16 protein-coding genes are annotated in these 16,735 nt (G+C 69.6%); 11 read left to right on the top strand and 5 right to left on the bottom strand.

Features of this window, described 5'->3' with window-relative positions:
• The 4 genes from AC1DHX_RS12345 to AC1DHX_RS12330 form a co-directional block, all read right to left on the bottom strand.
• Nucleotides 1–1,021: DUF222 domain-containing protein (locus AC1DHX_RS12345; RefSeq protein ID WP_476900076.1), on the bottom strand; the 1,021-nt coding region annotated here is incomplete at its 3' end.
• Between the two features lie 167 nt (nt 1,022–1,188).
• Nucleotides 1,189–1,491, bottom strand: coding sequence for a hypothetical protein (locus AC1DHX_RS12340; RefSeq protein ID WP_476848746.1), 303 nt, complete (start codon nt 1,489–1,491; stop codon nt 1,189–1,191).
• Between the two features lie 57 nt (nt 1,492–1,548).
• Nucleotides 1,549–1,773 carry a DUF3107 domain-containing protein gene (locus tag AC1DHX_RS12335; RefSeq protein ID WP_028278253.1) on the bottom strand — a complete coding sequence of 75 codons (225 nt, stop codon included), beginning with the start codon at nt 1,771–1,773 and terminating at the stop codon, nt 1,549–1,551.
• A 61-nt stretch (nt 1,774–1,834) separates the two neighbouring features.
• Nucleotides 1,835–2,530, bottom strand: coding sequence for a TetR/AcrR family transcriptional regulator (locus AC1DHX_RS12330; RefSeq protein ID WP_476858913.1), 696 nt, complete (start codon nt 2,528–2,530; stop codon nt 1,835–1,837).
• Between the two features lie 108 nt (nt 2,531–2,638).
• Between AC1DHX_RS12330 and moeB the strand changes: the two genes are divergently transcribed.
• On the top strand, nt 2,639–3,862 hold the full coding sequence (gene moeB / locus AC1DHX_RS12325) for a molybdopterin-synthase adenylyltransferase MoeB (protein ID WP_476858912.1): 1,224 nt from the start codon (nt 2,639–2,641) through the stop codon (nt 3,860–3,862).
• An 85-nt stretch (nt 3,863–3,947) separates the two neighbouring features.
• Nucleotides 3,948–5,033 (top strand): SDR family NAD(P)-dependent oxidoreductase, encoded by a 1,086-nt coding sequence (locus tag AC1DHX_RS12320; RefSeq protein ID WP_476900075.1) that lies wholly within the window; start codon nt 3,948–3,950, stop codon nt 5,031–5,033.
• A gap of 38 nt (nt 5,034–5,071) precedes the next feature.
• On the opposite strand, the gene AC1DHX_RS12315 is transcribed toward AC1DHX_RS12320, so the two are convergent.
• Entirely contained in the window at nt 5,072–6,463 is a 1,392-nt protein-coding gene (locus tag AC1DHX_RS12315; protein WP_476858910.1) for a glutamyl-tRNA reductase, read from the bottom strand.
• 170 nt (nt 6,464–6,633) lie between these two features.
• Here AC1DHX_RS12315 and hemE point away from each other — a divergent pair, with 170 nt between their 5' ends.
• The 9 genes from hemE to AC1DHX_RS12270 all read left to right on the top strand — a co-directional run bounded on the left by hemE (nt 6,634) and on the right by AC1DHX_RS12270 (nt 16,695).
• Nucleotides 6,634–7,806, top strand: coding sequence for a uroporphyrinogen decarboxylase (gene hemE / locus AC1DHX_RS12310; protein ID WP_476858909.1), 1,173 nt, complete (start codon nt 6,634–6,636; stop codon nt 7,804–7,806).
• A 4-nt stretch (nt 7,807–7,810) separates the two neighbouring features.
• Entirely contained in the window at nt 7,811–9,337 is a 1,527-nt protein-coding gene (locus AC1DHX_RS12305) for a protoporphyrinogen/coproporphyrinogen oxidase (RefSeq protein ID WP_476858908.1), read from the top strand.
• Between the two features lie 247 nt (nt 9,338–9,584).
• Nucleotides 9,585–10,451: a hypothetical protein gene (locus tag AC1DHX_RS12300; RefSeq protein WP_476858907.1), complete on the top strand. Its 867-nt coding sequence runs from the start codon at nt 9,585–9,587 to the stop codon at nt 10,449–10,451.
• Between the two features lie 157 nt (nt 10,452–10,608).
• Nucleotides 10,609–11,355 carry a hydrogen peroxide-dependent heme synthase gene (hemQ, locus tag AC1DHX_RS12295; RefSeq protein ID WP_028277195.1) on the top strand — a complete coding sequence of 249 codons (747 nt, stop codon included), beginning with the start codon at nt 10,609–10,611 and terminating at the stop codon, nt 11,353–11,355.
• On the top strand, nt 11,352–12,635 hold the full coding sequence (locus tag AC1DHX_RS12290) for a ferrochelatase (protein WP_476900074.1): 1,284 nt from the start codon (nt 11,352–11,354) through the stop codon (nt 12,633–12,635). The genes hemQ and AC1DHX_RS12290 overlap by 4 nt, the downstream gene beginning before the upstream one ends.
• The gene (hemC, locus tag AC1DHX_RS12285; protein ID WP_476858905.1) at nt 12,632–13,630 is read left to right on the top strand and encodes a hydroxymethylbilane synthase; all 999 of its coding nucleotides are present in this window, start codon (nt 12,632–12,634) and stop codon (nt 13,628–13,630) included. The genes AC1DHX_RS12290 and hemC overlap by 4 nt, the downstream gene beginning before the upstream one ends.
• A gap of 19 nt (nt 13,631–13,649) precedes the next feature.
• On the top strand, nt 13,650–14,618 hold the full coding sequence (locus AC1DHX_RS12280; RefSeq protein WP_476858904.1) for a uroporphyrinogen-III synthase: 969 nt from the start codon (nt 13,650–13,652) through the stop codon (nt 14,616–14,618).
• Nucleotides 14,615–15,598 carry a porphobilinogen synthase gene (gene hemB / locus AC1DHX_RS12275; protein ID WP_223913922.1) on the top strand — a complete coding sequence of 328 codons (984 nt, stop codon included), beginning with the start codon at nt 14,615–14,617 and terminating at the stop codon, nt 15,596–15,598. The genes AC1DHX_RS12280 and hemB overlap by 4 nt, the downstream gene beginning before the upstream one ends.
• Nucleotides 15,595–16,695, top strand: coding sequence for an LLM class flavin-dependent oxidoreductase (locus tag AC1DHX_RS12270; RefSeq protein ID WP_476858903.1), 1,101 nt, complete (start codon nt 15,595–15,597; stop codon nt 16,693–16,695). Before hemB ends, AC1DHX_RS12270 begins: the two co-directional genes overlap by 4 nt.
• Nucleotides 16,696–16,735 lie beyond the last annotated feature (40 nt).

The following is a 16,735-nucleotide window of genomic DNA, read 5'->3' as shown; positions in this document are numbered from 1 at the left end:
CGGTGTTCATCACGGTGATCAGGTGTTCGAACTGGTCCGTGGTGGCGAAGATTTCCAGGTGCTGCAGGCCGTGCCGGGGTTTGCGGAGGAAGGCGCCCTGGAGCTGGYGGAGCAGTTCCTCGGAGGGTTCGGCGCCGTCCTGGTCCAGTGCCTCGGCCCAGCTGCGGCTGATCCGGGCCAGGAAGTCGGCGTCGTTCCCGGCCGCGGTGCAGGTCAGGGCATGTTCCATCGTCGCGACGGCCTCCGGGAGGCAGCTGTGCCGGACCCGGTCCAGGGCGAGCGTGACGAGGGTCGCGGCGCGGGAGGCGACCTCGCCGGACGCGACGGCGGCTCCGAGCTCCGGGTGCACGGGCGGGATGGGCCGGCCGGCGAGTCCCTGCCGGGGCAGCAGCGTGTCGGCCAGCGTCAGCCGGCGCCTGGCCTCCGCGGCGCTGATCCGCAGCCGCGCCCGCAGGAACTCCACCGTGTTCCGGTACCCGTCATCCAGCACCGATTCGGGCACCGCCGGCTCACCCGTTCCGGGGCTTCCGGCGGGAGCCGCCGCAACGGACGTGCCGGAGGGAGCCAAGGACAAGGACGTGCCGGAGGGCTCCGCAGCAGCGGACGTGCCCGCGGGAGCCGAGGCCAAGGAGGCGCCGGCGGGTTCCGCGGTTCCGGGTGTGCCGGTCTGCCACCCGCCGCCGCTCTCACGCCAGCCGGTGGTCCACCCGGTGACGGCCCCCGCCGCGACCCCCGTGGCCGTGGCGGCGGACTGCTTCCTGGTCCGGTCCACGGCGGCGGCCGCGACGAGCTGCAGATACTCCACCGCGCGGGAGACTTCCTCCACGCCGCCGGCGAAGTCCGACGCGGCCCGGAAGCCCCACGACCCCGCATCCTCCGCGGCCGTCGAACCCACCGCCCGCAGCGCGGCCAGGGCGGTGTCCATACCGGATTGCCCGACCGGGGCTGCACCCCGCTCCGTGCCCTGCGCCTCGTCCCCGCAGGCGGTGAAATCCCTGATGAAATCCCTGACGGCTTCCATGGCTCGAGTCTATTTGAGGGGTGCGACAAAAGTGATGGGCACGGTTCCGCCTCGGAATGACTCCGGTACGGCGCACTCGGCCGAACCCCAAACGAACTGTGACCACGCACCCCGTTGGGTGCGTGGTCACAGTTGCGCGCCGAAAACAGCTGCGCGGGGCTAACGAACTAGAGCTTCAGGATGCCCGTGAGCCTCTCGGTGTCCTGCCGCGTCCGGGCCCTGCCGAGGTACACCACGGCCGCGATCGAGGCCGCAGTGCCCAGGACCATCGGCAGGATCCACGGGATCCAGGTCAGGCCCGGCTGGTAGCCGAATCCGGCCGCTATGAAGATGATCCAGCTGAGCATACCGACGGATGCAGCAACCCCCGCGGGGACGGCGACGCCGTACTTCTGGTGCCGCTTGTCGTTGGCCCACACCACGAAACCCGCAGCCACGGTCACCATGGCGACCACAATCAGGGAAAGCATTCAGGACACCTCACGATGTAGAAACTGCGATGAAGGACGGTCGTGGGAAGAACGGGGCTAGAGGGCACCGAAGCCGACGCGGCGGGCCTCTTCTGCGCCGATTTCCACGTAGCCCAGAACATTGGCGGGGACGATCACCAGGCGGCCTTTGTCGTCCGTCAGCCGCAGTTCGCTGCCCTTGGCGATCGCGTCGCCAACTACCTTGGCGACGGCTTCGGCATCCTGCGCCGATTCGAGGACAATTTCGCGGCCAATGTTTTGAATACCAATCTTTACTTCCACAGCAAGGCCTCCCAGCCAATCAACGTCCAAAAAATGTCTAAGGTCAATCTCTAGTTGTAGTCTAGGTCTCTTTGGGGAAGCGGGAGATTCCGCGCCAAGCTAAACGGTAGATGAGGTCACTGGCTACATCGAGATCCAGGTTCCCGTCCGTTTCCAGCCAATACCGTGCGCTCACGTGGGCCATGCCGGCGAGTCCGCGGCCCAGCAGCTGGGCCTCCAGCTCAGGCAGTTTGGTGTCCTCGGCGATGACGTGAGCGACGGCGTCGGCGAAGGTCTTGTTGAACGTTTCCAGCCGCGCGCTGACGTCGGGATCGTTAATCAGGTCCGACTCGAAGACGAGCCGGTGGGCCTGGTCGTCGTGCGCGATGAAGCGGAAGTAGGCGCGCATGACGGCCTGGACGCGCTCGTCATTGTCGGTGGTGGAGTTCAGGGCGCCAAGCAGGAGGTCGGTCAGCTTGCTGAGGTGGCTGTCCAGCAGAGCCAGGTAGAGGTCCCGCTTGGAGGGGAAGTGCTGGTACAACACCGGCTTGCTGACGTGGGCGGTCTCGGCGATCTCGTCCATGGCGGCACCGTGGTAGCCGTTCGCCACGAAAACTTCCTGCGCGGCCGCCAGCAGCTGAGCCCGGCGTTCGTCGCGGGGGAGGCGGGCCGAGCGTTGACCGCTCCGGGGCTGCCGTGCCGTCGGCTTGCCGGACTCGTCCCGCTCCAACGGTGCCTGATGAACCACTGTCGGCCTTCTTTCCCTTATCCACCCCATTGCGCGCAATGGCAATCATTTGCATTTTGTACTGAACTACCTTGCACTCAATTACACCTTACGCGCGGGTAATATGACCTGGTGGTATCTTCGGGCATAGATTGAAGTATGGCTTCCAAGTTCACCGCCGCCGGTGCCCCCGCAACCCCCCAGACGAAGCTGGATCCGCAGCCCGGACCGCTGGTCGACCCGGCTGCGGACCTCAGGCCGGACGAGGTGGAACGCTACTCGCGGCACCTGATCATTCCGGAGATCGGCGCGATCGGCCAGCGACGCCTCAAGAACGCAAAAGTCCTGGTGATCGGTGCCGGTGGCCTCGGCTCCCCGGCCCTGCTCTATCTCGCCGCCGCGGGGGTCGGCACCCTTGGCATCGTCGATGACGACGACGTCGACCTCAGCAACCTCCAACGCCAGATCATCCATGGTGTCGCGGATGTGGGCCGGCCGAAAATCGAGTCCGCCCGCGACGCCATTAAGGCCCTGAACCCGCTCGTGGACGTCCGGCTGCACAACGTCCGGCTCGACGCGTCCAACGCACTGGAGCTCTTTGCCGGCTACGACCTGATCCTCGACGGCGCCGACAACTTTGCCACGCGCTACCTCGTCAACGACGCCGCCGCCATCCTCGGCAAGCCCTACATTTGGGGATCGATTTTCCGTTTCGACGGCCAGGTCAGCGTCTTTTGGGAACAGTTCGGGCCCACCTACCGGGACCTCTACCCGGAGGCACCCCCGCCCGGATCCGTGCCGTCCTGCGGCGAAGGCGGCGTGTTCGGCATGCTGTGCGCCGCCGTCGGAGCGCTGATGGTGACCGAGGCGGTCAAACTGATCACCGGCGTCGGCCGGTCCCTGCTGGGCCGGCTGGCGCTCTATGACGCTCTGGGCGGCACCTGGCGCGAGATCAAGGTGACCAAGGACCCGACGGCAGCACGAATCACCGAACTCACCGATTACGAGGCCTTCTGCGGGATCACTCCAACGGCGGATGCCGGTACCGAGCACACCGTGACGGCGACCCAGCTCGCCACCATGCTGGCCTCCCGCAAGGCCGGCCTCAAAGACTTCCACCTCGTGGACGTGCGGGAGCAGGGAGAATACGAAATCGTCCGCATTGAGGGGTCGGAGCTGATCCCGCAAGGCCGCATCCTTGCCGGCGAGGCGTGGCAGGAACTGCCCCAGGATGCCGAAATTGTCTTCCACTGCAAGGCCGGAACACGATCCGCCGCCGTCCTGTCCGCAGCCCGCGCCGTCGGGTACGAGCGCGTCAGCCACCTCGAAGGCGGCATTCTCGCCTGGGTACGGGACGTGGAGCCCGGGAAACCGGTGTATTGAGCCGCGGCGGCCCATATGGCCAGCAAGGCCGCGATACCGCACAACATGCTCCGCCGAGCGGCGCCCTAAAACGAAAGGCCTGGTCATGAGCGAGGAAAATGTCGTGAGAGAGGAAGACGCCGTGAGCCAGGAAAATACAGTGACGTCCCAGCGCAAGATTGGCTCCGGGTTCGGCCGGGATTCGACGGCGGCCGACGTCATTGCCGGCATCGACCTGACCGGGAAGACCGCTATTGTCACGGGCGGCTACTCGGGGCTGGGCCTGGAGACCGTGCGGGCGCTGGCCTCCGCCGGCGCCACCGTCGTGGTGCCGGCCCGGCGGCCCGAGCATGCCCGCGACGTCCTGGCCGCGGCGGGGCTGACGCCGGCAACGGCTGGCGGCGGCGTCAGCGTTGCCGAACTGGAAGTTGCCGAATTGGACCTGGCGGACCAGGACAGTGTGAAGGAGTTCGCCGCCGGCTTCCTGGCCGGCCCGGCACCTGGCGCGGCGCCGGGCTCAGGCCGCAGCTTGGACATCCTCATCAACAACGCCGCCATCATGGCAAGTCCGGAGCAAAGGGTGGGACCCGGCTGGGAATCACAGTTCGCCACGAACCACCTCGGCCATTTTGCCTTGACCAACCTGCTGTGGCCGGCGCTTGCCGCGGCGCAGGGAGCCCGCGTGGTCTCGCTCTCCTCGACCGGCCACAAGCTCTCGGCCATTCGCTTCGATGACATCAATTTCGACGCCGGCTACGACAAATGGCGTGCCTACGGCCAGGCCAAGACGGCGAACGCGCTCTTCGCCGTCCAGCTCGATGCCCTGGGCCGCAACTTTGGCGTGCGCGCCTYCGCAGTACATCCCGGCGGGATCATGACGGAGCTGCAACGGCACCTGCCGCGGGAGGAGATGATCGCCGCGGGCTGGATGGACGAGCACGGCAAGCTCGACCCGCGCTTCAAGACACCCGCGCAGGGCGCCGCCACCTCGGTCTGGGCCGCGACGGCGCCGGCGCTCGAAGGGATGGGGGGCGTCTACTGCGAGGACTGCGACATCGCCGAAGCCACGGTGCCGGGATCGCCCGAAGCCAGGATCAGGGGAGTGGACGCCCACGCCGTGGACCGGGAGGCGGCCACACGGCTGTGGCAGGTGTCGGCCGAAATGACCGGGATCAACGCTTTCCCCGGATAATCCAGGGATAAGCCGCGGTGCGGGGACGCGCGGGGCAGCTACGCGGTTTCGCGGATGTCGCCCGCTGCGGGGCCGGGGTCGCCGGGGTTATGGGCACCGGGGTTGTGGGCAGCCGCATTGTGGTCCACAGGGCAAGCCCCGGAACCGGCGGCACCTGCAACCGTTGCGCCGGCGGTGGGCTCCACCGTGATGCCGTACAGCGCCTCAAGACCGGCAATGTAGGCGTCCTGTTGTCCGTTGGAGGCCAGTTCGCGGGCCCGGACGGTGGGGACGTGGAGAAGCTGCTTCACCATGCGGCGCAGGGCAAATTCGACTTCTTCGGCGGCGGCCGTGCAGCCGTGCCGGGCCCGGACCTTTTCCATTTCCGCATCCAGGACGTTCATCGTGTGGCGGCGCAAGGCGACGATCGCCGAGTCGACGCTCCTGGCCTCGCGCTCCTGCTCGAAGGCGCTGGCCGCCCCGGCCACGATGCTGCTGGCCTGTTCGAGCGACTCGGCCTGTTCCTGCGGTGCGGCCAGCCGGACCGATTCCAGCGTCAGCAGTTCGACGCCGTCGAGGTCGCCGACAGCGGGGTCGAAGTCATGGGTCAAAGCGAGATCGATCGCGATCAGCGGCTGGGGCGAGTTCGCCCGGATCCGGGCGAGTTCGTCCGCTTCGACCCGGCTGTCGGAGCCGCTGCAGCCGATCATGACGTCGGCCCCGGCAACTGCGCCCGGAAGCGTGTCCTCGTTCAGTGCCGTGCCGCCCCGGGTGGCGACGAAGCTGGCGGCGCGGCCGGAGGAGGAATAAACAGAGACATCGGTGCAGCCACGTTCACGCAGCAGGGACATGGTGGCACCGGCATAGGCGCCGGTCCCGAAGACGACGGCTTTCTTGGCGGACCAGTCCGGGTTTTCCGACAGGTCAGTGGCGAGGTCCAGGGCCACGGAAACGATGGAGAGCCCGCGCGAACCCAACGCCGTCTGGGCGCCGACGTCCTTCGCGGTCTTGGACGCGGCCTGGAACAGCCTGACCAGGCCGGAGCTGGCGGTGCCCTCGTGCTGGGCCGTGATCAAGGCGCGGCGCACCTGCCCGGCAATTTCCCGTTCGCCCACCACGGCGGAGTCCAGACCGGAGCTGACCGAGAAGAGGTGCTGGCTGACCTCGGCGCCGGTGCGGGTGCTGAAGGCGCGGGAGACGAGCTGATCGTTGAGTCCGCTGGCGCCGCTGATGTGGGTGATGAGGGCCGCCCGGGCGGCGGCGACGGCGTCCGGATGGGGGGCTTCGCCGTAGATTTCAAGGCGGTTGCAGGTGGCAAGGACAACGGCACCCGCCACGGCCGGCGATCCGGCGAGGGCGGATGTGGCGATCCCTGAAGCACCGGTGCTCAACTGAGCAACGGTTTCGAGGTCGATGTCGGCGTGTGTAGCCACCAATGAAAAAAGAACCACAGCATCACCATCATAGCTTTTTCGCGCCCGTGTAGAACAACTGTCCGGGCGTGGGCTCAGGCACCCTGGCCTGTGATTCCCGCCACGACGTGGCACTCGGGGCCGGTGTCAGAGCCGGCGTGACAGGCTGTCGTTATCTTTTGGGCACAAATTTGGGCACAATCGAAGTCATGACTCCAAGCGCTGCGGCACGTGCCGGCACGACCACATTCAGTACGTCCGACAACGGCACAGCCGGCAATGCAGCCATTGACGGCGCCGCCACAGACGTCGCCGCCCGCGGCCTCGATGCCGGCCACCCGCTGATGGACGGCCGCACCGCGGATTCGCCGCTGATCACCGCCTACCGCGGCGGCAAGCCCTCCCGCCGTCCCGTCTGGTTCATGCGCCAGGCCGGCCGCTCACTGCCCGAATATCTCAAGGTCCGTGAGGGCGTCGCGATGCTGGACTCGTGCCTGCGCCCCGAGCTCGCTTCCGAGATCACCCTGCAGCCGGTCCGCCGCCACGACGTCGATGCCGCCATCTTCTTCTCGGACATYGTCATCCCSCTCAAGCTGGCMGGYGTCGGMGTGGACATCGTSCCCGGCGTCGGRCCCGTCCTGGACAARCCSGTCCGCACCGCCGCGGACGTTGCCGCCCTGCCGCAGCTGACCTGGGAGGCCTTGGAGCCCATCCGCGAAGCCGTCCGRCTCACGGTGGCCGAGCTCGGCAGCACCCCGCTGATCGGCTTCGCCGGTGCGCCCTTTACCCTCGCCGCGTACATGGTGGAAGGAAAGCCTTCCCGCGACCACCTCGGCCCGCGCACGATGATGCACGCCGACCCCGAAACCTGGACTGCCCTGGCCAACTGGGCCGCCGATGCCTCGGGGATGTTCCTCCGCGCACAGCTGGAAGCCGGCGCCTCCGCCGGCCAGCTCTTCGACTCCTGGGCCGGTTCGCTGGGACTTGCCGACTACCAGCGCTTCGTTGCGCCGGCGTCGTCCCGTGCCCTGGACCATGTCCGGCACCTGGGTGCACCCCTGATCCACTTCGGCACCGGCACCTCGGAACTGCTCGTCGCGATGCGCGACGTCGGCGTTGACGTCGTGGGGGTCGACTACCGGCTGCCGCTGGACGAAGCCAACCGCCGCCTCGGCGGCACCGTCCCGCTGCAGGGCAACATCGACCCGGCACTGCTTTCGGCACCGTGGGAAGTCCTCGAAGCCCACGTCCGAGAGGTGATCGCGGCCGGCTCCGCGGCGCCCGGGCACGTCCTGAACCTCGGCCACGGCGTGCCGCCGGAGACGGACCCTGAGGTGCTCACGCGCGTCGTCGAACTCATCCACTCCATCGCTCCGGAGTAGGGGCGTGGACGCAGGCGCCGCCGGGACTCGCGTGGAAGGCACCGCCGTCGTGATCGGGGGCGGGATTTCGGGACTGCTTGCGGCACGGGAATTCGCCCGGGCCGGGGTCCGCACCACCGTCCTGGAAACCGGCGAGGCCTGGGGCGGCTGCGTCGGCAGCCATGTCGTGGCCGGACTGACCCTGGACAGCGGCGCGGAGTCTTTCGCCACCCGCACCGCCGCCGTAGCTGATCTCGCCGCGGAGCTGGGGCTGGCCGGCGAGGTCGTTGCGCCGAACCCCGGCGGGGCCTGGGTCCAGTTGCCTGACGGCCCCAGGGAACTGCCTAAGACCGGTGTGCTGGGCATCCCGGCGAGCCCGTGGGACCCGGAAGTCCGCCGGTCGTTGGGCCTGCTGGGATCGCTCCGCGCCTCCGTCGACGCCGTGCTGCCGGCCTCGCTGGGCACCGCTGCCGGGGCAACGAGCGTGTCAGCCCTGGTCCGCCGGCGGATGGGCAGGCGGGTCCTGGACCGGCTCGTCGCACCGGTGGTCGGCGGCGTCCACTCGGCCGACCCTTCAGTGCTCGACGTCGACATGGTGGCCCCCGGTCTGCGGGCCGGCATCCGCCAGCACGGTTCCCTCGCCGCCGCCGTCGCGGCCCAGCGCAGGGGAGCGGCGGCCGCCACGGGCAGACCCCCCGGAACAGCCGGACCGTCCGGAACAGGCCAGGCCGGCGGGCTCCAGAAGGCCGGTTCCGCCGTCGCCGGGCTGCGCGGCGGCATGCACACCCTCGTCGCCGCCCTGCTGGCCGATCTGCGTCAGCGCGGAGTCACCCTGCTGCCCGGCACCGCGGCCCGGTCAGTGCGGCGCACAGCCGACGGCTGGCGCGTGGCCACGGACGAGGCCACTTTCGACGTCGGGCTCCTCGCGGTTGCGGTCGAGGGTCCCGCCGCCGTCGGGCTGCTTGAGGAGTCCCTGCCGGAACTTGCCGGCCACCGCCCCGATGCCGGACCCGACGTCAGCCTTGTCACGCTCGTGGTGGACCTCCCGGCCCTTGACGCGGCGCCACGCGGCACCGGCGTGCTTGTTGCGCCGCAGAGCCCGGGTGTGCAGGCCAAGGCGCTGACGCACGCCACCGCCAAATGGGCGTGGCTGGCGGAGCATGCAGGCCCGGGACGGCATGTGCTCCGGCTCTCCTACGGGCGGAGTGCAGCTCCAGGGGCTGTTACTCCCGGGGCGTTGCCCGAGCCCCGCGGCGGCGGACTGGCCGCGGCGCCGCGCTCCGACGATGAACTTTTCCGCGCAGCCCTGGCTGATGCGTCGGCCCTGCTGGCGGTGCCAGTCGGCGCCGGGGACGTGGCCGATTGGGACGTGGTCCGCTGGGCTGGCGCGCTGCCGTTTGCGTCCCTGGGCCACAGGCAGCGCGTCGCGGCCGTCCGGAGCGTCTGCGCCGCGGACGGCACGCTTGCCGTGGTGGGCGGCTGGCTGTCCGGCAATGGCCTGGCAGCGATCGTGGCCGACACCCCGCAGCAGGTCCGCGCCCTGTTGTCCTGAACGTTGTCCTCAACGTCGTCCTCAACGTGGCTGCGCTGAACGTGGCTGCCTCAATGTGCCTGCGCTGAATTCGGTGACCCTGAATCTGGCTGTTCCGAACGAGGTTCCTGAGTCCCAAGCACACCTTCAGTCACAGGAATCACAGCGGTTCCAAAGGCACCCTGAACCCCTCCGGTCACGGCGGTTTCGTGCCGGAAATTCGCGGTTTTTGCAAGTTTTTCCTGCTGGTCGATTCCGGCTAGGCTCGATGACCATGTTTATTTTCAGGTCCAAGGTGTCAACAACGAAGACCGGCCGCCATCGGGGCCTTCGAAGCGGCGCGGCGGCGGTCGCGCTCGGGGCCGTACTGGCTGGCACCGCCGGGGCTCCTGCCTCGCAGGCGGCCGCAGGGTTGTCCGCGGCGGCGTCCACCGCACCGTCCGCGCAGGGTTCGCTGACCCTCGGCCTCGGCGACGTGCTGGACAGCCTGCTGGGTTCCTCGACGACGCCGAGCCCCTCGCCGTCCGCCGGCTCGGGCGAGTCCTCCCCGTCGCAGCCGCCGCCGTCGCACGGCAGCAGCCCGGAGCCCAGCGACCCCGAGCCCAGCGACCCGGAACCCGGCGACCCCGAGCCCAGCAATCCCGAACCCACGGCCCCGCGCACCAGTACTCCACCGGCGTCGAGCACCCCGCCCGCGAAGGTTGCGCCGCCCGGTGGGCCGCAGGACCCCGCCGCGCCGCCCGCCGCCCCGGCTCCGGGAGCTCCCGCCGCAGGCGGATCCGCCGGGTCTGCTCCCACCGGACAGGCCCCCGGCCGGCCGGCACCGGGCAGCGCGGCCGCCGACCCGGCCGCCGATCCACAGTCCGGCACCGCGGTGCCGGCCGCGGGCAACGGTGCCGGCGCGCAGGCGTCGGCCTCGAAGTCGGCCACACCGCACCCGTCCCCAGCGGGTTCAAACACAGCCGGCTGGACCCAGGCGCCGGCTCCGGCCAAGGGCCACTCCGGCAACTCCTCCCTCGAGGCAACCTCGACGTTGGAACCGGCCGGCCTGTCCCCGCTGGTCGGTTGGGGCATTGGCCTGGTGGCGCTCTCGCTCGGCGCCGGCGCCGCGGTCCTCCGGATGCGCCGGAGCTGACAGGACCCGCCTCCCGCGGATGCGCCCCCTCCCGCAGACCCGCCTCCCGCGGACGCGCCCACACCTGCAGCGTCCCGCATGTGAAATAAAGCACTTCTACGCGCTGTAGAAGTGCTTTTTTTCGACTTAGCTGGGGAGAGGAGGCAGACTGGTATGCATGAGCCACACTTCTGCCGAATCTGTCACTAAAACCGGAATGTCAGCCCCCGGAGAATCAGTCGCCGGGGCATCGGCGCCCGAAGATTCAACTGAGCAGTTCTTCACCCTTTGGACCGTATTCAAGCGGTCAGCGGACATCCTGCGCGGCGCCGATGCCGCTGAGGACTTCGAGGCCCTGATGAAAAGCCTCGCCGACGCCGGAGTTGTCCACCGCGGCAGCTACGACGTCTCGGCGATGCGGGCCGACGCGGACATTATGGTCTGGTTGCACGGTCCCCGGCCGGAAGCGCTGCAGCGGGCAGTGCGGGACATCCGCCGCAGCAAACTGTTCGCCGGCACCGAGATCGTCTGGTCCGCCATGGGCGTGCACCGGGAGGCCGAGTTCGCCAAGAACCACACCCCGGCGTTTTCCCGCGGCGTTGAACCGGCGGAATGGCTCTGCGTCTACCCCTTCGTCCGCTCCTACGAGTGGTACCTGCTCCCGGACGCCGAGCGCGGCGCCATGCTCCGCGACCACGGCATGCTGGGCCGCGACTTCCCCCAGGTCATCTCCAACACCGTCTCTTCCTTCGCCCTCGGCGACTGGGAATGGATCCTCGGACTGGAAGCCCCCGAGCTCGTGGACCTCGTGGACCTGATGCGCCACCTGCGCGCCACCGAAGCCCGGCACCACGTCCGCGAGGAAATCCCCTTCTACACCGGCCGCCGCGTCACCGCCGCCGAGATTGCCGAGGTCCTGGCATGAGCCCGCTCGATCCGCAGGAATCCGCCGCCCCGGTAACCGCCGTGAACACCGTCACCGAGGCCGGCCGGATGGCCCCCAAGGAGTACGACGCAGTGCTCCTCGCCTCCTTCGGCGGACCCGAAGGCCAGGAGGACGTCATCCCGTTCCTCCGCAACGTCACCCGCGGCCGCGGCATCCCCGACGAACGGCTCGAAGAGGTCTCGCACCACTACCGCGCCAACGGCGGCATCAGCCCCATCAACGGACAGAACCGTCAGCTCAAGGCCGGCATCGAGGCCGAACTTGCAGCCCGCGGCATCGCGCTGCCGGTGYTCTGGGGCAACCGCAACTGGGACCCSTACATCCCGCAGACCCTGCAGGASRYCTACGACGCCGGCCACCGCAAGSTGCTCATGSTCACCACSAGCGCCTACTCCTGTTACTCCAGCTGCCGCCAGTACCGCGAGGACATCGGCATGGCGCTGACCGAAACCGGGCTCGACGGCAAGCTCGAGGTCGACAAGGTGCGCCAGTACTTCGACCACCCCGGGTTCGTGGAGCCCTTCATCGAGGGCACCGCCGCCGGCCTCGCCGACGTCCGTGCCCAGCTGGCCGCCGCCGGCACCCCGGACGCCCCCGTGCACATTCTGTTCGCGACGCACTCCATCCCGACCCGCGATGCCGAGGCCGCCGGCCGGTCCGAGGGCGAGCCGCGCACTTTTGAGGAAGACTCCGCCTACGCCGCACAGCACCTGGCCTCCGGCACCGAGATCATCCGCCGGGTGGAAGACGCGACCGGCCTGACCGCACCCTGGTCCCTCGTCTACCAGTCCCGCTCCGGTGCCCCGCACGTGCCGTGGCTCGAACCGGACATCAACGACGCCATCGAGGAGCTCGCAGGCCAGGGCGTCAAGGGCATCGTGATTGTGCCGCTGGGCTTTGTCAGCGACCACATGGAAGTGGTCTGGGATCTGGACACCGAGGCGCTTGAGACCTGCGCCCGGCTGGAACTGGCCGCAACGCGCGTCCCCACGCCCGGAACGCACCGCCAGTTTGTCGCCGGGCTTGTGGACCTCATCTGCGAGCGGACCGTCGCGAACAACATTGCCGAGCGGCCGCACCTGACCAAGCTCGGCCCCTGGTACGACGTCTGCCGTCCCGGCTGCTGCGCTAACTTCCGCGGCGAAAAGCCCACCATCGCCGGAGCCGACACCACCGTCGGGACCGGACACGATCCCTACCCGGCCGCCCCTGAGGCTTCGGGCACGGCTGTTGCGGCGGCGGGCCAGGGAACCGCATGAGCGTCCGGATCGGCACGCGCGCCAGCAAACTCGCCCTGACCCAGACCCAGCAGACCGCGGACCAGCTGGCCGCCGTCGGCGGGTTCCCCGTGGAGCTGGTCCATATCCGGACCGACGGCGACGTCCTCAAAGGCTCGCTGTCCCAGATGGGCGGTACCGGCGTCTTCGTCGCCGCGCTCCGCGACGCCCTGTTGCAGGACATCTGCGATATCGCCGTGCATTCGCTCAAGGACCTCCCGACCGGTCCGGCCCTCGGCCTGAGCCTCGCGGCCACACCCCAACGCGTCGACGTCCGGGACGTGCTGTGCGCCCGCGACGGGCTGAAGCTCGCCGACCTGCCGAGCGGCGCGAGCGTCGGCACCGGCTCCCCGCGCCGCGCGGCCCAGCTCCGCGCCGTGCGTCCGGACCTGGACATCCGCGACATCCGCGGGAACGTGGACACCCGGCTGGGACGCGTCCCCGGGCTGTCGGGCAACACGAACGACGCCGTCGTTGACGGCAAGTCAAACGACCTCGACGCCGTCGTGCTCGCAGCCGCCGGACTGCACCGGATCGGCCGGCTCGACGCGGTCAGCGAATACCTCGAGACGGACATCATGCTGCCAGCCGCCGGGCAGGGTGCCCTGGCGATCGAATGCCGCACCGCCGACGCTCCCCGCCGGGCCGGGTCCACGGAAGGCTCCCAGGGCGTGCTGGCGCAGGCCCTCGCGGCCCTCGATGATCCGGACACCCGGCTCGCCGTCACGGCCGAACGGGCTTTGCTGGCCCGGCTGGAGGCCGGATGCGCCGCCCCGGTGGGCGCCTACGCCTACCGCAAGGGCAGCATGCTGCACCTCGAGGCGGTGGTCTGCGCCGTCGACGGCACGGCAACCGTCCGCGACAAGAAAGCCACCGACGGCCTCACCGAAGTCGGGGCAACGCTGCTCGGGATCGAGCTGGCGGAAGTCCTGCTGGCCCGCGGCGCCGCGGACATCGCGGACCTGGCAGCTTCCTGAACCGCGGATCCACCACTTCATGGCACGGCACAGCGACCGCAACCACACGGGCGGCCCAACCGGCATGAGGGTGCCGGAGGGCGCCCGCGTGCTGGTTGCCCGCAGCCCGGACCGCGCGGGGGAACTCGTCACGGCCCTCCGCCGTGTCGGCGCCGAGCCGTTGCTGCTCCCGCTGATTGACTTTGAGCAGGCCAGCGACCAGCACTCCCTCGACGTCGCCTTCGACGCCCTCGGCGCCGGGGCCTACACGTGGCTCGTGATCAGCAGCGTGACCACAGTCCAGGCACTTGAGGCGAAAGCCGCGGAACGCGGCGCCTCCCTCAGCAGCTGGCTGCCCGGCAGCATCCTCGTGGCCACGATCGGCCCGGCGACCCGCCGTGAGCTGGAGTCCCGGGGCATCAGCGTCGACCTTGCGCCCACGGGCCAGCAATCCGGCACGGGCCTGCTCGACATCTGGCCCGCGAACCAGGGCAGCGTGCTCCTGCCCCAGGCGGACATAGCGGACCCGCGGCTCCGCAAGGGCCTCGAGGCCCGCGGTGCGGCCGTCCAGGCCGTCACCGCGTACAACACCGTCGACTATCCTGCCGATCCGCGCCGGGCCCTGCCCGCATTCCCGCCGGCCCCGCCACAGGCGACCTTGTCGCAGGGGATCAGTCCGGCCGGGCATGACGCGCCGCCGCCCACCGTGCTCACCACGGCCGAGGCGAAAGCCGAAATCGGGGCCGGCCGGCTGCACGCCGTCGTCGCCGCCTCCCCGAGCGCCGCCCGCCGCATCCACGCGGACCTCGGCCCGCTGGGCACCTGCCGTTTCGTCGCCATCGGACGCTCGACGGCGGCCGAGGCGGCCTCCCTCGGACTCAGTGTCGACGCCGTCGCCGAAGAGCCGACGGCGTCCGGCCTGGTTGCCGCCGTCGTGCGGTCCCTTGACCACCAGCAGCCCCCACCGCCTCCGTCAGCCGTAGAGCCCTCAGCAAAGGACACCATATGAGCTTCCCGACCCACCGCCCCCGCCGGCTCCGCACCACCCCGGCCATGCGCCGGCTGACGGCCGAACACCGGCTCTCAGCCTCGGAGCTCATCCTGCCGGCCTTCATCCGCGAAGGCCTGAGTGAGCCCAACCCGATCGCCTCGATGCCCGGCGTGCAGCAGCACACCACCGATTCGCTCAGGCGTGCCGCGGCCGAGGCTGTCCAGCTGGGCGTCGGCGGCATCATGCTGTTCGGCGTCCCCGCCGTCCGGGACGCGCGCGGGACGGCGTCGCTGGACCCCGACGGCGTGCTGAACAAGGCCATCCGGGACGTCCGCGCCGAGGTCGGCGACGACCTCGTGGTCATGAGCGACGTGTGCCTCGACGAATTCACCGACCACGGCCACTGCGGTGTCCTGGACGCCAACGGCTACGTCGACAACGATGCCACCCTGGAAATCTACGGCCAGATGGCGGTTGCCCAGGCCGACGCCGGCGCCCACGTCCTGGGCCCGTCGGGCATGATGGACGGCCAGGTCGCCGTGATCCGGCAGGCCCTCGAGGACGCCGGGCACGCCAACACCGCCATCGTGGCCTACGCCGCGAAATATGCCTCCGCGTTCTACGGCCCGTTCCGCGAGGCCGTCGACTCGCAGCTGACCGGCGACCGCCGCACCTACCAGATGGACGCCGCCAACCGCCGGGAGGCCATCCTCGAGGTGGACCTGGACCTGGCCGAAGGCGCCGACATGGTCATGGTGAAGCCTGCCATGAGCTACCTGGACATCCTCGCCGACGTCGCCGCCATGAGCCCGGTCCCCGTGGCTGCCTACCAGATTTCCGGCGAGTACTCGATGATCGAGGCCGCCGCCGCAAACGGCTGGATCGACCGCCGGGCCGCCATCACCGAGTCCGTCCTGGGCATCAAACGCGCCGGCGCCAACATGGTGCTGACCTACTGGGCGAGCGAGCTCGCCGGCTGGCTGAAGGAAACCCGATGAACACGGCCCCCGAATCCGCGGACGCCCCGCTCAAGTCCACACCCACCGCGCCGGTGGGGCCCAACCGCATCCTCCTGGGCCTGAACACGTTCGGCGACGTCGGCGTCTTCCCTGACGGCCATCCCGTCCCGCACGCCCAGGTGCTGCGCCAGCTCCTGGAACAGGCCGAACTCGCGGACCAGGTCGGCCTGCACGCCTTCGCGGTGGGGGAGCACCACCGCCGCGACTTCGCTGTCTCCGCCCCGGAGGTATTCCTGGCCGCGGCGGCTGCCCGCACCAAGAACATCCGGCTCGGCTCGGCCGTGACAGTACTCAGCTCCGATGACCCGATACGGGTGTTCCAGCGCTTCGCCACCGTGGACGCCATCTCCGGCGGCCGGGCAGAGGTCATGCTGGGCCGCGGGTCCTTCATCGAGTCTTTCCCGCTGTTCGGCCTGGACCTGGCGGACTACGAGGTCCTGTTCGAGGAAAAGCTCGAGCTCTTCGACAAGGTCCGGGCGCAGAAACCGGTCCACTGGGAGGGACGCACCCGGCCGGCCATCAGCGGCCTGAGCGTCTACCCGCCGCTGGAACACCACCTCCTTCCGACCTGGATCGGCGTCGGCGGCACGCCCGAGTCGGTGCTGCGCTGCGCCGAGTACGGCTACCCGATCATTTTCGCGATCATTGGCGGCCAGCCGCGGTCCTTCGCGCCCCTGGCCAACCTCTACCGTGAGGCCATGGCCAAGTACGGGCACCCGATGCAGCAGATGGCCACGCATTCGCCCGGCCACGTTGCCGCCACGGATGAGGAAGCCCGCGAGGAGTTCTTCCCGCACTGGCTACAGCAGCGGAACCGGATCGGGGCCGAACGCGGCTGGGGCCCCGCCAGCCGGGGCGAGTTCGACGCGATGTGTACGCCCGAGGGAGCCCTCTATGTCGGGTCGCCGGAAACCGTGGCCGCGAAGATTGCCCTGCTCAAAAAGAACCTGGGGGTGGACCGCTTTGACCTCAAGTACAGCAACGGCACCCTGCCGCACACGGCCATGATGCGCTCCATTGAACTGTTCGGCACCGAAGTGGCGCCCCGCGTGGCCGCGTTGCTAGGCGCCAACTGAACTGGCCGCGAACTGCCCTCGCCGCGAACTGAAAGAATAG

It is taken from the genome of Arthrobacter sp. 05N33_2 (genome assembly GCF_056397425.1).
The sequence above is the reverse complement of the archived record's forward strand: the minus strand, read 5'-3'. Positions and strand labels throughout refer to the sequence as shown.